The sequence below is a fragment of the Clostridium acidisoli DSM 12555 genome, assembly GCF_900176305.1.
GTDB classification, from domain to species: Bacteria; Bacillota; Clostridia; order Clostridiales; family Clostridiaceae; genus Clostridium_I; species Clostridium_I acidisoli.
On record NZ_FWXH01000021.1, the window covers coordinates 1 to 14504 of the forward strand.

11 protein-coding genes are annotated in these 14504 nt (G+C 29.4%); 7 read left to right on the forward strand and 4 right to left on the reverse strand.

The features are described from left to right. Window positions 1-354: 354 nt before the first annotated feature. On the reverse strand, window positions 355-756 hold the full coding sequence (locus B8978_RS16325; RefSeq protein ID WP_084117363.1) for a hypothetical protein: 402 nt from the start codon (window positions 754-756) through the stop codon (window positions 355-357). A gap of 342 nt (window positions 757-1098) precedes the next feature. Here B8978_RS16325 and B8978_RS16330 point away from each other — a divergent pair, with 342 nt between their 5' ends. Then, entirely contained in the window at window positions 1099-2076 is a 978-nt protein-coding gene (locus B8978_RS16330; RefSeq protein WP_084117364.1) for a metallophosphoesterase family protein, read from the forward strand. 394 nt (window positions 2077-2470) lie between these two features. On the opposite strand, the gene B8978_RS16335 is transcribed toward B8978_RS16330, so the two are convergent. Further along, window positions 2471-3598: an FtsW/RodA/SpoVE family cell cycle protein gene (locus B8978_RS16335; RefSeq protein ID WP_084117365.1), complete on the reverse strand. Its 1128-nt coding sequence runs from the start codon at window positions 3596-3598 to the stop codon at window positions 2471-2473. 185 nt (window positions 3599-3783) lie between these two features. On the opposite strand from B8978_RS16335, the gene B8978_RS16340 reads away from it, so the two are divergent. The 6 genes from B8978_RS16340 (at window position 3784) to B8978_RS16365 (ending at window position 12517) form a co-directional block, all read left to right on the forward strand. Beyond that, entirely contained in the window at window positions 3784-5124 is a 1341-nt protein-coding gene (locus tag B8978_RS16340; RefSeq protein ID WP_084117366.1) for a hemolysin family protein, read from the forward strand. Window positions 5125-5160: 36 nt separating this feature from the next. Next, a complete protein-coding gene (locus B8978_RS16345; RefSeq protein ID WP_084117367.1) occupies window positions 5161-6474 on the forward strand; it encodes a hemolysin family protein in 1314 nt (437 codons plus the stop codon). 37 nt (window positions 6475-6511) lie between these two features. Continuing rightward, window positions 6512-7462 carry a homocysteine S-methyltransferase gene (mmuM, locus tag B8978_RS16350; RefSeq protein ID WP_084117368.1) on the forward strand — a complete coding sequence of 317 codons (951 nt, stop codon included), beginning with the start codon at window positions 6512-6514 and terminating at the stop codon, window positions 7460-7462. 69 nt (window positions 7463-7531) lie between these two features. Further along, window positions 7532-8776: an MDR family MFS transporter gene (locus B8978_RS16355; protein ID WP_084117369.1), complete on the forward strand. Its 1245-nt coding sequence runs from the start codon at window positions 7532-7534 to the stop codon at window positions 8774-8776. A gap of 101 nt (window positions 8777-8877) precedes the next feature. After that, entirely contained in the window at window positions 8878-12117 is a 3240-nt protein-coding gene (locus tag B8978_RS16360; RefSeq protein WP_084117370.1) for a DEAD/DEAH box helicase, read from the forward strand. A gap of 202 nt (window positions 12118-12319) precedes the next feature. Next, window positions 12320-12517 (forward strand): cold-shock protein, encoded by a 198-nt coding sequence (locus B8978_RS16365; protein ID WP_084117371.1) that lies wholly within the window; start codon window positions 12320-12322, stop codon window positions 12515-12517. 110 nt (window positions 12518-12627) lie between these two features. Here the strand turns inward: B8978_RS16365 and B8978_RS16370 are convergent, their stop codons facing one another. Next, window positions 12628-13896, reverse strand: a complete 1269-nt coding sequence (locus tag B8978_RS16370; protein WP_084117372.1) for a ferredoxin reductase family protein — start codon at window positions 13894-13896, stop codon at window positions 12628-12630. Beyond that, the gene (locus B8978_RS16375) at window positions 13893-14483 is read right to left on the reverse strand and encodes a CDP-alcohol phosphatidyltransferase family protein (RefSeq protein ID WP_084117373.1); all 591 of its coding nucleotides are present in this window, start codon (window positions 14481-14483) and stop codon (window positions 13893-13895) included. Before B8978_RS16375 ends, B8978_RS16370 begins: the two co-directional genes overlap by 4 nt. Window positions 14484-14504 lie beyond the last annotated feature (21 nt).

Consider the following 14504-nt stretch of genomic DNA (forward strand, 5'->3'; position numbering starts at 1 on the left):
AAACTATCATATTAACACCAAAGGCTACGCCTAAAAGTAAAACCTATGGTTAAAATACATATTATTGTTGTCTCTAAATATTAAGACACATAAATTCATTATTTTTCCGACGTAGGAGGAAAAATTTCCTTAGCCTTTACTGATTTATCAGTAAACTTTTCACCTTTTATACGAGCATAGCAAGGATAAAACCCATCACCTCGCCATTAGGCGACCTTTCACCTTTTAACGTGCGAAGCAATCGTTAAAACCCTTCACTTTGTTTCGCAATTTCTTATTATTATGAATTTAAATATTTTTAGCAATAGCAAAATTGATATCGTTTACACATTGTATTGTAGCTTTCTCAACAAGTCATTTAATAGCAACCCTTACTTTCTTGAAATAGTTTTTTTTATCTAGTATAACCTTGTATCCAGCACTTAGAGTTTTTTCGGTTTCTTCTTCTAAAGGTGTGGAAATCCAAATAGGAGTGGTTATTGAAAAGTCAGCTTCAATTCCGTTTGAATACCAGATTTGCAAAGAAGTAACTATACCATTTTGCTTAATACTAGATTCAACTACAACACCAAAATTATTTACAAAGGATGGATTGTCTGTATACAGTTTCGGGGTTGTAGTTATTAAATGAAAATGAATAGCTGCGTTTTCGTTGTTTTCACCTCTCCCATATGCTCCAACTAATATTAATGCATGTATAGTATCCTGTATTCTTGTCCATCTTTCTACATCATTTATAAAATTTGCAATATCCATGTATTACTCCTTTCTGAAACTTTTAAATCACTTTTTTCTTATCAATATGCTATGACACATTTATTTATGTACTATTTTACCAAATATATTTTTGTTTATGCTAAATTATAAAATTTGAGAAGCTATAATATATTCTATTAGAAGAAACTTTTTTTAAAACCTTTATTATAAATTGTTTTTTTATAATCCTAATATTAGTGTGTGCAATTTAATTATATGTATAGAATAGTAAAATTTCAAATTTAAATGTTAAGGATGTAAATAGAATTTGGAAAATTTAAGTTTGCTATGATAATATATAAGTATACAACTAACTACTATTCATTTGGGGGATGGTGAACTTTGTTAAGGTATATACTTGAAAAATTTATGATTGTATTTAGTGAATTGATTTATTTTATTTTTGAGAGAGAAAAACAAGATAAGTTATCACAAAAGTTTAAACTTAAGTTTAGAAAAGATGGAACTTTTAAGATTATTCAGTTTACAGATATTCATGCACGTCCAAAAAAAAATGAAAAGACAATTAGTCTAATGGAAAGTGTACTTAAATCAGAAAAGCCAGATTTAGTGATTTTAACAGGTGATTGTATAGATGGACGATATTGTAGAAGTGAAGAAGTTGTAAAAAATGTAATTCATAACATAGCTAGTGTTATGGAAAAATATAAAGTACCTTGGTCAGTAGCACTGGGCAATCATGATTGTGAATTTTGCAGCTTGAATAGAGAACAACAATTAGAAATTTATATGTCATATGATTATAATTTGAGTCAAAGGTTTTCAAGGGTAATTGGCAGGGCAGGAGATTATAATTTATTAATAATGGATTCCAAAGATTCTAAAGCAGTCTTTAATATATTTATGATGGATTCAGGTGATTATTGCTTTAGAGGATATGATTATATAACTAAAAGGCAAATACATTGGTATGAAAGTTTATCTAACAAGTTAGAAAAAAATTTTCATAAAAAAATTCCTTCATTTATGTTTTTTCATATACCATTAAGACAACAAAAAATTATAGGTAAAAGTGGAGCCTTTCATGGAAACAGAAATGAAAATGAATGTGTTCAAGCTGTAGATAGAGGATTATTTGATTCGTTAAAAAAGATGGGGAATGTAAAAGCTGTCTTTTGTGGACACGATCATACTAATGATTATTATGGAGATATTGATGGCATAACCTTAGGATATGGCAGGTGTTCAGGATATAATGGATACTGTAAGGAAGGGTTTTCTAGGGGGGCAAGAGCTTTTGTTATAGATGAAAAAAACTTAGAAAAGCTTAATACTTATGTAGTACTTGATGAGTCATAATAGTTAGAAATTACGAAGCAAGTCGGTTAAAGATTTTTCCTCTACTGCGTGAGTAAAAAGGTGAAAGATTGCCAGAGTGGCAAGATTAAAGAATTAACGGCAATACCGTTAATGGTGAGAAAATTTGCTTGCAGCAAAAGGTTTATGATGATTTTTCTACGCTATGCTGCGAAAAATCTTTGAACTTAAATATACAATCTAAAGTATATTTCCCTTCATCTTTTACCTGTTACTCAAGTAACTTCTCTTACCTTTGACGGCTTTAGCCTCGTCAAATCTTTCATCTAGCCGAAGGCTTTCTTTGATCTTTTTATCTAGCTTTAGCTACGATAAAAATCTTTAACTCTGTACTTCGCAATTTCTTTATATTATGAGGTTAAATATCATGTTTTAATTAAAAATTTATTTTTTTCTTTCGCATGCTTACGTTTGAAATTAACCCTATAATAATAAAGTTGGTAAGCAAGGAACTTCCACCAGCACTCATAAAGGGAAGTGTGATTCCAGCAACTGGAGCAAGTCGAATTGTCATTCCTATATTTTGGAAAATCGAAAATGATAAGGCAGAAAAATATCCTATACAAATAAGTTTACCTAAAATATCCTTAGATTGTATTGAGGTTTTTAATATCCTTACAAGTAGAATTACGTAAAGTAAAAATAAAACAACTGCTCCAATAAGGCCCCATTCTTCACCAACAACAGAGAAAATCATATCCGTTTGAGCCTCTGGTATAAAACCACCACTAACTTGAGTGCTGTGAAGAAAGCCTTTACCCAAAATTCCACCAGAACCTATAGCAAGAATGGAATTGTCAACTTGCAGGGTTGAATCGGAACTACTAGCGCTAGGATTTAAGAAACTAGTTATTCTAAGTATTTGATAGGGCTTTAATAAATTCAGTTTCCAAACCAATATACAGGAAAGTACAGCAATTAATAAAACGGTAAATATTATTTTTAAGTGTAAATTGGAAATAAACAACATTCCAAATACAATGCAAAGACAAATTATAGCTAATCCATAGTTCGGCTCTTTAAGTATGAACGCAACAGGAATAGCAGTGTATATTACAATTTGGAGAAGATTTTTAAATTTGTTTACATCACCATCCATATCACTAATTTTCTTAGCTATTAGAAGAATTAATCCAATTTTAATAATCTCGGCAGGTTCTATAGTTATGCCAAATATCTTTATCCAGGATTGAGCACCTTTTGTTACATTTCCAGCAATATCAGTGTAAAATAATAATGCAACACCAACCCAGTATAAAATGTAAGAAAAATTAGAAATAAATATGTAATCAAATAGCAATGAAAGATAAACAAATATCAAACTAAGAAATAAGAATATTAGCTGAGTTATAAAAATATGAGTTCCAGAACTTTTTAAGTTTGCATTGTTAACAGTAGCACTATAAATATTAAGACTTCCAAATAAAGATATAATTACTGGAATTATTAATAATGAAAAATCTAATTCTTTTAATAATTTCCTATCTAACATAAATTTTTTCAATTAATCACCTTCTAGATTTAGTTATTTTATGAGCATAAAAATATTATATCATATATAAATTGCCTAAGCTATGTATCTATAAATTTCCATGTTGTTCATAAAATGTTCATATTTATTTGATATAATTAAAACAGTTTTATAAAAAATAAAATTTATATAATGGAATCTTAGAAGGAGGATTTTTAATGGAACCCGAGCCTGAACCTGAGCCTACTAGTAATATAACGGTTCAACTTATACTAATAATTGTATTGATACTCATAAATGCTTTTTTTGCCGCGGCAGAGATGGCTTTAGTGTCTTTAAACAAAAACAAAATCAAAACTCTTGCCGATGGCGGTAACAAAAGAGCAAAGCTCTTAGAAAAACTTATCGAGTCACCAACAAAATTTTTATCAACTGTTCAAGTTGGTATCACAATGGCAGGATTCTTTTCTAGTGCATTTGCTGCAACAGGTCTTTCAAACCAACTTGCAACATTTTTAAGCAAATATAATGTACCATATACGAGTCAGGTGTCTTTAGTAATTATAACTATTGCATTGTCATATTTTACGCTTGTATTTGGTGAGTTATTTCCTAAACGTATAGCACTTCAGAAATCTGAAACCATTGCTATGCTATCTGTAGTACCAATTCTATACGTTTCTAAAGTAGTAGTTCCATTTGTTAGTTTGCTCACTGTATCTACCAATTTTTTGTCTAAAATAATTGGCTTTGGAAAAGATAATTCAGAGGAAAAAGTATCTGAAGAAGAAATAAAATCTCTTGTTGAAATTGGACAAGAGGATGGAACAATAAACGAAACTGAAAGAGAAATGATAAACAGTGTATTTGATTTTAATGATAAAATGGCCAGAGAAATTATGACACCGAGAACAGATGTATTTATGATAGATATAAACATGCCTATGTCAGAATTTATAGATGAATTATTGGAAGAAAAATATGCTAGAATACCTGTGTATAATGATGATAAAGATAACATTATTGGCATATTGTATATGAAAGATTTTATAATTGAAGCTAAGAAAAATGGCTTTAATAATATTGATATAAGAAAAATTTTACACACACCTTATTTTGTTCAAGAAAGTAAAAAAATAGATGTATTATTTAAAAAACTTCAAACATCTAAAAAACATATGGCTTTACTTATTGATGAATATGGTGGATTTGAGGGAATAGTTACAATTGAAGACATTGTTGAAGAGATAATGGGAGAAATTGAGGACGAATATGATGACGATGAACCAGATATTGAAAAAATTGATGATAATACGTATTTAGTAAAGGGATTACTTACTTTAGATGAATTTAATGAACATCTGGATTTGAATTTAGTTTCTGAAAATTGTGATACAATAGGTGGATTTTTAGTTAGTGTAATGGGAAGCATACCTAAAAAAGGTGAAGAAAAAACTGTTGAGTATGATAATATTATATTTAAGATAGAAGAAGTTAAAGAAAGAAGAATTGAAAAAATAAAAGTATGTTTAACAAATAAAATGCTTCAAGAATGTTAAAAATAATTTATGAGACTGTTATAGGAAGGTTAAAATATGATTACATTTATTAATATTATTATTGTATTGCTTTTAGTTGCAACAAATGGTTTTTTCGTAGCTACTGAATTTGCAATGGTAAAGGTAAGAAAATCTAGAATAGAAACATTAGCACTTGAGGGAAATAAGCTTGCTAAAAACACTTTGAAGGTTATCAACAATCTAAATGCTTATTTATCAGCATGTCAGTTAGGAATAACCCTTGCATCTTTAGGGCTTGGATGGATTGGAGAACCAGCATTTGCAAAAATGTTAATGCCAATATTTAATTTGTTTTCAATACCAGCAACTGTAATACATTCTATTTCAACTGTTTTAGGTTTTTCACTTATAACCGGACTTCATATTGTACTTGGAGAATTAGCCCCTAAATCTATTTCGATTATAAATACAGAAAAAATAGCCATGTTTACAGCAATGCCACTTATTATGTTTTATAGACTAACTTATCCGATAATGTGGGCTTTTGACCATAGTACTAGTATAGTTTTAAAAATATTTGGTATTACACAAGTAAATGAAAATGATCCAGCGCATACTGATGAGGAAATAAAGTTATTAGTTGAGGAAAGTTATGAGCATGGTCTTATAGATAAGACCGAAATGACATTTGTTGATAATATATTTGATTTTTCTGAAAAGACCGTAAAGGAAATAATGATACCTCGTACAGACATGGAATGTATCTATATTGAAGATTCTTTTGATGAAATTATAGAAACAACTTTAAAGGAACAGATGACTAGATATCCGATATGCAGAGATAGTAAAGACAATGTTATAGGGTTTATACACATTAAAGATCTTTACAGAATGAAGATTGAAGATACAAAAGAAAATTTAGAAGAAGTTATTAGAGAAATTAAATTTGTACCAGAGTCAATGTCCATTAGTGAGTTATTAAAGCTTATGCAAAAGGAAAGAGCACAGATGGCTATAATAATTGATGAATATGGTGGAACTGCAGGACTTGTAACTGTTGAGGATATACTAGAAGAGATAGTTGGTGAAATTCAAGATGAGTTTGATGAAGAAGAAAATGAAGAAATAAGTAAAAACGAAGATGGAAATTACATTGTAGATGGAAAAATCATTATTGATGATATAAATGAATTATTAGAAACTAATATAGAAGATGAAAATATAGATACCATTGGTGGGTGGATTTATTCGCAGCTAAATTCTTATCCACAAATAAACGATAAGGTTATATATAAAAATTATGAGTTCATTGTAATGAAGTGTAATAGAAAAAGAATAAGTAAAATTTTAATAAAAAACATTAAAAATGAACAAGATGAGGAAGTTTAAACTGTAGGATATTAAAAGCAGAGGAGCAATCAGAGAGATGAATCCCATAGAAAAAATTTTAAGAGAATACCCATTAATTATTTTAGATGGAGCACTTGCAACTGAGCTTGAAAAACAAGATTTAGATTTAAATGATACGTTATGGTCAGCAAAAGTACTTACAGAAAAACCAGAAGCAATATATAAGGTTCATTATGATTATTTTGTATCAGGAGCTGATTGTGCAATTACAGCAAGTTATCAAGCAACAATTGATGGATTTCAAAAAAAGGGTTTTACCGAAAATGAAGCTATAGCACTTATAAAAAAATCTGTGGAACTTGCAGCAAAAGCTAGAGAAGATTTTTGGAAAAAACCGATAAATAGAGTAAATAGACCGTACCCATTAGTGGCAGCTTCGGTTGGACCATATGGAGCATATCTTGCAGATGGTTCTGAATATCGTGGAGATTATAAGCTTACAGAAAAGGAACTTATGGATTTTCATAGACCAAGAATAAAAACACTTATAGAGGCAGGAGCAGATATTCTTGCTTGTGAGACGGTTCCGAGTTTTGTTGAGGCAAAGGCAATAGCAAAATTATTAAATGAATTTAAAAGCACATATGCTTGGATTAGTTTTAGTTGTAAAAATAACCTACAAATAAGTGATGGAACTGAAATTTCTAAGTGTGCAAAGTATCTAGAGGATTTTGATAATGTGGCAGCCATTGGAGTAAATTGCACAAGCCCCAAATATGTAACTTCATTAATTGGTGAAATAGCTAAAGCTTCATCTAAATTTATTATAGTATATCCCAATTCAGGTGAGGAATACAATGCAAAGAGTAAAGAATGGCATGGAGATTGTTCAAGTGAGGCATATGGCAAAAATGCTAGAAAATGGTATGAAGCAGGTGCAAGATTAATTGGAGGATGTTGTAGGACTAGTCCAGAAGATATAAAGGCTATAGCGTATTGGGGAAGAAACCTTAAAGTTGGTTCATAATATATATATATTCAAACTAAACTTTTAGTGTTAATATTGTATTATTAACTTAATAGGGGGGCTAGATACATGAACAAACTTATCTATAACTACAAAGGACTTCCAAAAGGCATGTATATATTGTTTTTTGCTCAAGTAATTAATAGACTAGGCGATTTTGTCATGCCTTTTTTGGCGTTGTATCTTACACAAAAAATAGGTATGACTTCAGTAGCGGCAGGAATAATAGTAACGGTATCTTCAATAATAACAATACCGGCATCAATGATTGGTGGAAAGATTGCAGATAAATTTGGAAGAAAGAAATCATATATGTATTCACAATTCATATCTGCAGCAGCTTTAATTCCTTGTGCAGTTACTAAAGATCCACATATAACCGTGGTATGTCTTTTAATAAGTACGTTTTTTAATGGTTTTATAAGACCTGCTTTTACAGCCATGATGACGGATATACTTTCACCAAAACAGAGACAAGCAGGTTTTTCCCTTCAATATCTAGGTATAAATGTTGGGGTATCTATAGGGCCAATTATTGCAGGATTTTTATTTAATAATCTATTACCCATGTTGTTTCTAGGAGATGCATTAACTTCATTTTTAGCGCTAATTTTAGTGTGGAGAAATATAGAGGAAACTAAACCTAGTCATATAACAAAATCAAATAATGATAATAATTTTTCGGAAAAAGCAGAAATGGGAAATGTATTTCAAATGTTATATAAGAGACCTCATATTTGCTTCTTTATGATTATAAGTATAGCCTATAGCTTCACTTACAGCCAACATAATTTTGCATTGCCAATAACGTTAAAGGGCATATATGGTAATGATAGTTCTCGCATTTTTGGACTTCTTATGAGTGTAAATGCAATTACAGTACTTGTGTTAACTGTTTTTATAACTGCATTAACAAAGAAAAAACATCCGCTTACAAATATGATTGCTGTTGGAATTTTATATGCAATAGGCTTTGGTATGATTGGACATATAAGCAGTTTTAGTGCATTTGTTTTATCAACTGTAATATGGACAGCAGGAGAAATACTTAGTTCTATAAGCTCAGGAGTATATATTGCTAATAACAGTCCTAGTAACTATAGAGGAAGACTTAGTGGTATTTCATCAGTAGGCTGGGGAATAGGTTCAGCAGTAAGTACTTCAATTTCAGGTGTATACATACAGGCAAACGGATATAAATCTATTTGGACTTTGACACTTTTTGTGGCATTGGTTTCAGCAGCATTGATGTTTTTAGTAAAAGTATTTTCTATAAAACTAGAAAATAAGAAGGTTCCTGAGAGTCTGGTTTAGAAAGGAAAAAACTTAGTATAGCATTTATGGTATAATTAAAGAATATGCAATATAGGGCATATTCTTTTTTTAGTGTGCCTAAGATTTAGGGAGATAATATTATGGATAGAGATGCTTTACTACAAATATTTAATGAAAATACAAGCGGTAAAAATCAGAACAAGGGATTAAGAGTTTTTAATAATGATTTAGTTTCTTCAGTTGAAATTGATTCTGAGGATGATTTAATAAATATAAATTCAACGGTAATATCTGAAAATCTTTTTAATGAATATACAGCACAAATAGAATTAGATACTTTAAACAAAAGTATTATTTCAACTTATTGCAGTTGCAAAGACTTTGAAAGTAATGAATTTAGGAAAGAAAATTATTGTTGTAAACATCTAGTTGCAACATATTATAAAGCATTAGATGAACTTTTGAAGCACCCTCTCTTAAATAAACCAGAATTACAAAAAACATTTAAGCCTAAAACAGGCATGGACACACTGTCTATTTTGCTTGGTGAGGATGAAGGAAAAAAAGAGATTAAAATTGAAATTTATATAAATAGAGGGCAATGGGATAATAAACTTTCTTGTGAATTTAAAATAGGACTTAAATCTATGAGTTCAAATAGTTTATATGTGTTAAAAGATATAAATCAATTTTTGTTTTCAATGTATAACAACACACCAGTTACATATGGTAAAAATTTTATATTAAGTATGAAGGAGGACAAAATAGGATCTGAGGATAAAAAACTTTTAGACTTTATTCAGATGGTTAAGGGTATTGAAAGTGATTTTGGAAATGGAAATAAAAAAAGAGTAACGTATATAGATGGAAAATATTTAAAGATACCTGATTACCTAATAAGAGAATTTTTTCTTTGTATAAAAAATCATAGGGTTTATTTAAATGAAGGATTTTTATCTAGATTCTGTGAGACGGAAATTGTTGAAAGTGAGCCCAATATAGAATTTGATTTAAAGACTATAAAAAAAGACTATGTGCTTAAAATTAATAATGGAATTCCAGAGGTTTTAGGCTCAAGAAATAATGTGTTTTTATATGGAACAACTATATATGTTCCGAGTTATGAATATTGTGATAAAATTGAGGCATATCTTAATGTTTTTAATGAGGCTAGGGTGGTTACATTGCCAGTAGCAAAAGAAGATACAATACTCAGAAAACTTGTACCAGAACTAAATATCTTGTCAAATTATGTTAAACTATCAAAAGAAATAAGAGAAAAGATAGTTACAGAAAAATGTGAGTTTAAATTTTATTTTGATAAGGAAGGAAAAGATATAACATTAATTACAAAAGTAAAATATGGGTCATATGAATTCAATATATTTCAGGACTGCAATGAAAAAATTATATATAGAGATTCCAAAACGGAAATTGATGTTCTTGGTAAACTTAGAACTTTAGGCTTTGAGGAAGTCAAAAATAAATTTTATCTTATGTGGGGAGATGATTATGCTTTTAGGTTTTTTAAAAACGAGATTGGAAAACTTCAAAAAATAGGAGAAGTATTTTATTCTGAAAACTTTAAGGGTATTAAGTCATTGTCGGCGAAGACCATTTCTGCAGATATAAGAAGTGGTAAATACAATTATTTTGAAATGGAATTTAAACTAGGTGATATATCTTCAAAAGAAACTACTGAAATATTAAGAGCATTTAGGGATAATGTTAAATATTACAAGCTAAAAAGCGGTGAATATCTTGACCTAGAGGACATAGAGATTAGAAAGTTCTTAAAGCTTATAGATTCAGTTGCGCCTAAAGTTATAAAGGATAATAAGATAGATATATCTAATAATATGGGGATTTATCTAGATGAATACATGGAAGAAAACAAAATTAGATATATTAAAGGTAGAAAAGAACTTAAGAAAATAAGAAACAAGCTTAAGGATATAGATAAGCTTACATTTAAAGAACCTAAAAACATAAATGGAGAACTAAGAGAATATCAAAAGATAGGTTATAATTGGTTTAAAACTCTGGATTACCTTAATTTTGGTGGAATACTTGGAGATGAAATGGGACTTGGAAAAACCTTTCAGGCCATAACTTTTTTGCTTTCCAGTAAAGGTAGTAAATCATTAATAGTAACACCAACATCACTAGTTTACAATTGGGCAAATGAATTTGAAAAGTTTGCACCAAGTATGAATATAGCTACTGTTAATGGTAGTAGAAGCGAAAGAGAATGTATAATTAAAAATATAGATAAGTACGATGTTATTATAACTACATACAATCTTTTAAAAAGAGATTTAGATATATACTGTAATTTAGAATTTGAATATTGCATTATAGATGAAGCCCAATATATAAAAAATTCGCATTCACAAAATGCCACAAGTGTGAAAAGTATAATTGCAAAGCGAAAATTTGCATTATCAGGGACACCTATAGAAAACTCAGTCATGGAGCTTTGGTCAATCTTTGACTTTATAATGCCAGGATATTTATATGACGAGAAAACATTTAGTGTTAAATACCATAAAAAAATTAAAGAAGAACCAGAGGTTATTGAAGATCTCAATAGAAGAGTGAAGCCGTTTATTTTAAGAAGAAAAAAAAGTGAAGTTATTAAAGAACTTCCAGATAAAATTGAGAAAACTCTTTTTGTTAAACTTGAAGATAAACAAAAAAATGTATATGGAATTTATGCTAAACATGTGTTAGAACTTATAGAAAAGAAGGTTAAGGAGGATGAATTTAAAAATAGTAAAATTGAAATACTTGCATATATAACGAAATTAAGACAATTGTGTCTAGATCCATCTATAGTTATGGAGGAATATGACGGTAGCAATGCAAAGATAGAAGCACTTACGGAAATTCTTAAGCATAGCATATATGAAGGCCATAGAATATTAGTATTTTCACAATTCACTTCAGTTTTAAAAAATATTGGTGGAAGGATAAGTACAGAAGGTATTCAATATAGCTACCTGGATGGATCAATTCCATCTCAAAAAAGGATGGATATTGTTGACAATTTTAATAATGGCGAAAACTCAGTTTTTTTAATAAGCCTAAAGGCTGGCGGTACAGGATTAAATTTAACTTCAGCAGACATTGTAATTCATTTTGATCCCTGGTGGAATCCAGCAGTAGAGAATCAAGCAACAGATAGAGCACACAGAATAGGTCAAAAAAATGTTGTAGAGGTCATAAAACTTGTTGCTAAAGGTACTATTGAAGAAAAAATAATATTACTTCAAGAAGAGAAGAAAAAGTTAATAGATAGTTTACTTGGTGAAGAACTTTCAGGAGAACAAGGTATTTCCGCATTATCAGAAAATGAAATTGTCAATTTGTTCAGGTAATGGAGGAATATAAATTTTTAAAAATACTTGATTTATATAACAAATAGGTCTATAATTAAGGTAACTTAAATTAAGAGTAAATAATGTAACACAGATATGTTTCAATGGAGTACTAATAAAACTAGTATGTTAATATCGAAATTTTGTTGGTGTATTATTACAAAGAGTTTAAGAAAAATAAAATTTCGGAGGTACTTAGTATATGACTGGTACAGTTAAATGGTTTAATGGACAAAAAGGATTTGGATTTATTACAGGAGAAGATGGAAATGACGTTTTCGCTCATTTTTCTAAAATAAATTCAGATGGTTACAAATCACTTGAAGAAGGTCAAAAAGTTTCTTATGACGTAGCTGAAGGCCCTAAAGGACCACAAGCTGAAAACATCACTGTTCTTTAATTAGCGAATGTTTTACCCGATAAAGAGGTTTCTCTTTATCGGGTTTTTTATTTTTAATATATATAATACTCCTATACTTATCGATAGTGAAAAGTATAGGAGTATGAATTTTACTTAAACTGAAAGTGTTCGTAGTGAAAGTCAACAATATTAAGATTACTATCCTTGAATTGCTTTCTTAAGTTTTCTCTCATAGGTTTTGGACCACAGAAGTAAACATCAATTGGGTCTTTAGTTTGTACATATTTAGCTATTTCATTTACAGATAAAAAGCCTTTTTCTTTAGAATTAAATAGATGCAATCTTAAATTCTTATTTTGAGTTAAAGACTTAAGTTCATCTGTGTAAGCACCTTCTTCCTCATTATTATAAGCGTAGAAGAAGTCAATAGAAAAATCATCAGAAGTACCTGCTTCAGTAAAACTTCTAAAAGGGGTTACACCAATACCACCAGCTATCCAAATTTGATTTTTGCTTCCGGTTTTATAGTTAAACATACCATGAGGACCAGAAACTACAAACTCACCACCAATTTTAAGTGAACTAAATAAAGATTGTGTATGATCTCCTAAGGATTTTATTGTAAATTGAATTTCACCATTTCTAGGAGCCTCACTTATAGTAAAGGGATGAGATGGAAATTTGTTATTGTCACCAGGCACTTTTATAAAGGCAAACTGTCCTGGCTTAAAATTCATGGATTTATCTAATGCAGTGCCTGTAATCTCTAAAGTGCCATTTGCGACAGTTTCCAAGTTTGAAATCTTATAATGATACTTAAATGATATTTTCTCATAAAAAAATACACTGTATATAACAGACAGAAGACCTATGAGATTTATAACATTCATCCATATACTATAAGGTGTTAATCCAAGAACAACATAGTTTGCACTTCCATAATAGTGATAAATGCCAAAGGCATAAGGGATAAACATAAATTTGTGAATTACCTTCCATCTCTCATAATTTAATTTTTTTGCTACAAGAGCAATAAATATAAGTAAAATGAACAAATACATACTGAAACTTCCATACATTGCATAAGGGTCTCTAGGAATTCTAGTTCTTGATAGAATTTCACTTCTCTTTCCAATACCTATTGTTATATCATGAACAATAACAAGAGCCAGAACTGAAATACTCAAGTATTTATGGTAGATATATGATTTATCTAAACCATCAAACAAAGAATCCAAAGCAGTATGTCTGGTTGAAATAAAATTTACAAATGCTAGTGAAATTAGAGCAAAAGAAGCTATAAGTTGTGAATATTGCGTTATTTTTGGAATGTTCCTTGTTGGGCTAGCTAACAGCCAGAATAATAGGGTTATTATAAAACTTAATATAATAAGTAATAGTCCTAATTTTTTTTTCATAATAAGTAACCTCCTTTTATTTTTGTCATAATAAGACAGCTTTTTATTCTTAAAATAGAAGAGTAAATTCCAGCCGACATTATGATGTAAAGAACAATATTTAATATATGACCTTGGCTATATGGAAATAAAATTTTATCAAAACAAGCTATAAAAGGTACAAAGAAAAAACTTGCGGACACTAATCTTCCAACTTTATCAAAAACAAAGGGGTGTTTCAAAGATTTATTGTTACGAGTTGCAAAATTTGATGTTATAGAAAACTCTGTAAATTTTAATATTATGAAAACTAAAAACCACATAGGTAGTACACCTACAAATATTAACGATATGTATGAGCTAACTAGAAAAAATAAATCAGCGAACACGTCAAGTTGAGCACCTGTTTTTGAAATAAAACCTGTTTTCCTTGCGATTTTTCCATCAAATATATCCGAAGTACATATTAGTAAATATAGTACAGTTAAACTAATAAATTTGTTTTCGCCATATAAAAAACATTCTAAAATGCAATATGAAAATATAATAGATATAAGAAATCTAGATATTGTAATACTATTAGGTATAAATTTAATAATCTTAGTCATAATATTGCCCCCTAATGAAAA

Bases quoted from the DNA above. Each gene is read 5' to 3' on its own strand.
- B8978_RS16325 (WP_084117363.1), bottom strand. From the start codon at position 756: ATGGATATTGCAAATTTTATAAATGATGTAGAAAGATGGACAAGAATA.
- B8978_RS16340 (WP_084117366.1), top strand. From the start codon at position 3,784: ATGGAACCCGAGCCTGAACCTGAGCCTACTAGTAATATAACGGTTCAA.
- B8978_RS16345 (WP_084117367.1), top strand. From the start codon at position 5,161: ATGATTACATTTATTAATATTATTATTGTATTGCTTTTAGTTGCAACA.
- mmuM (WP_084117368.1), top strand. From the start codon at position 6,512: ATGAATCCCATAGAAAAAATTTTAAGAGAATACCCATTAATTATTTTA.
- B8978_RS16355 (WP_084117369.1), top strand. From the start codon at position 7,532: ATGAACAAACTTATCTATAACTACAAAGGACTTCCAAAAGGCATGTAT.
- B8978_RS16360 (WP_084117370.1), top strand. From the start codon at position 8,878: ATGGATAGAGATGCTTTACTACAAATATTTAATGAAAATACAAGCGGT.
- B8978_RS16365 (WP_084117371.1), top strand. From the start codon at position 12,320: ATGACTGGTACAGTTAAATGGTTTAATGGACAAAAAGGATTTGGATTT.
- B8978_RS16370 (WP_084117372.1), bottom strand. From the start codon at position 13,896: ATGAAAAAAAAATTAGGACTATTACTTATTATATTAAGTTTTATAATA.
- B8978_RS16375 (WP_084117373.1), bottom strand. From the start codon at position 14,483: ATGACTAAGATTATTAAATTTATACCTAATAGTATTACAATATCTAGA.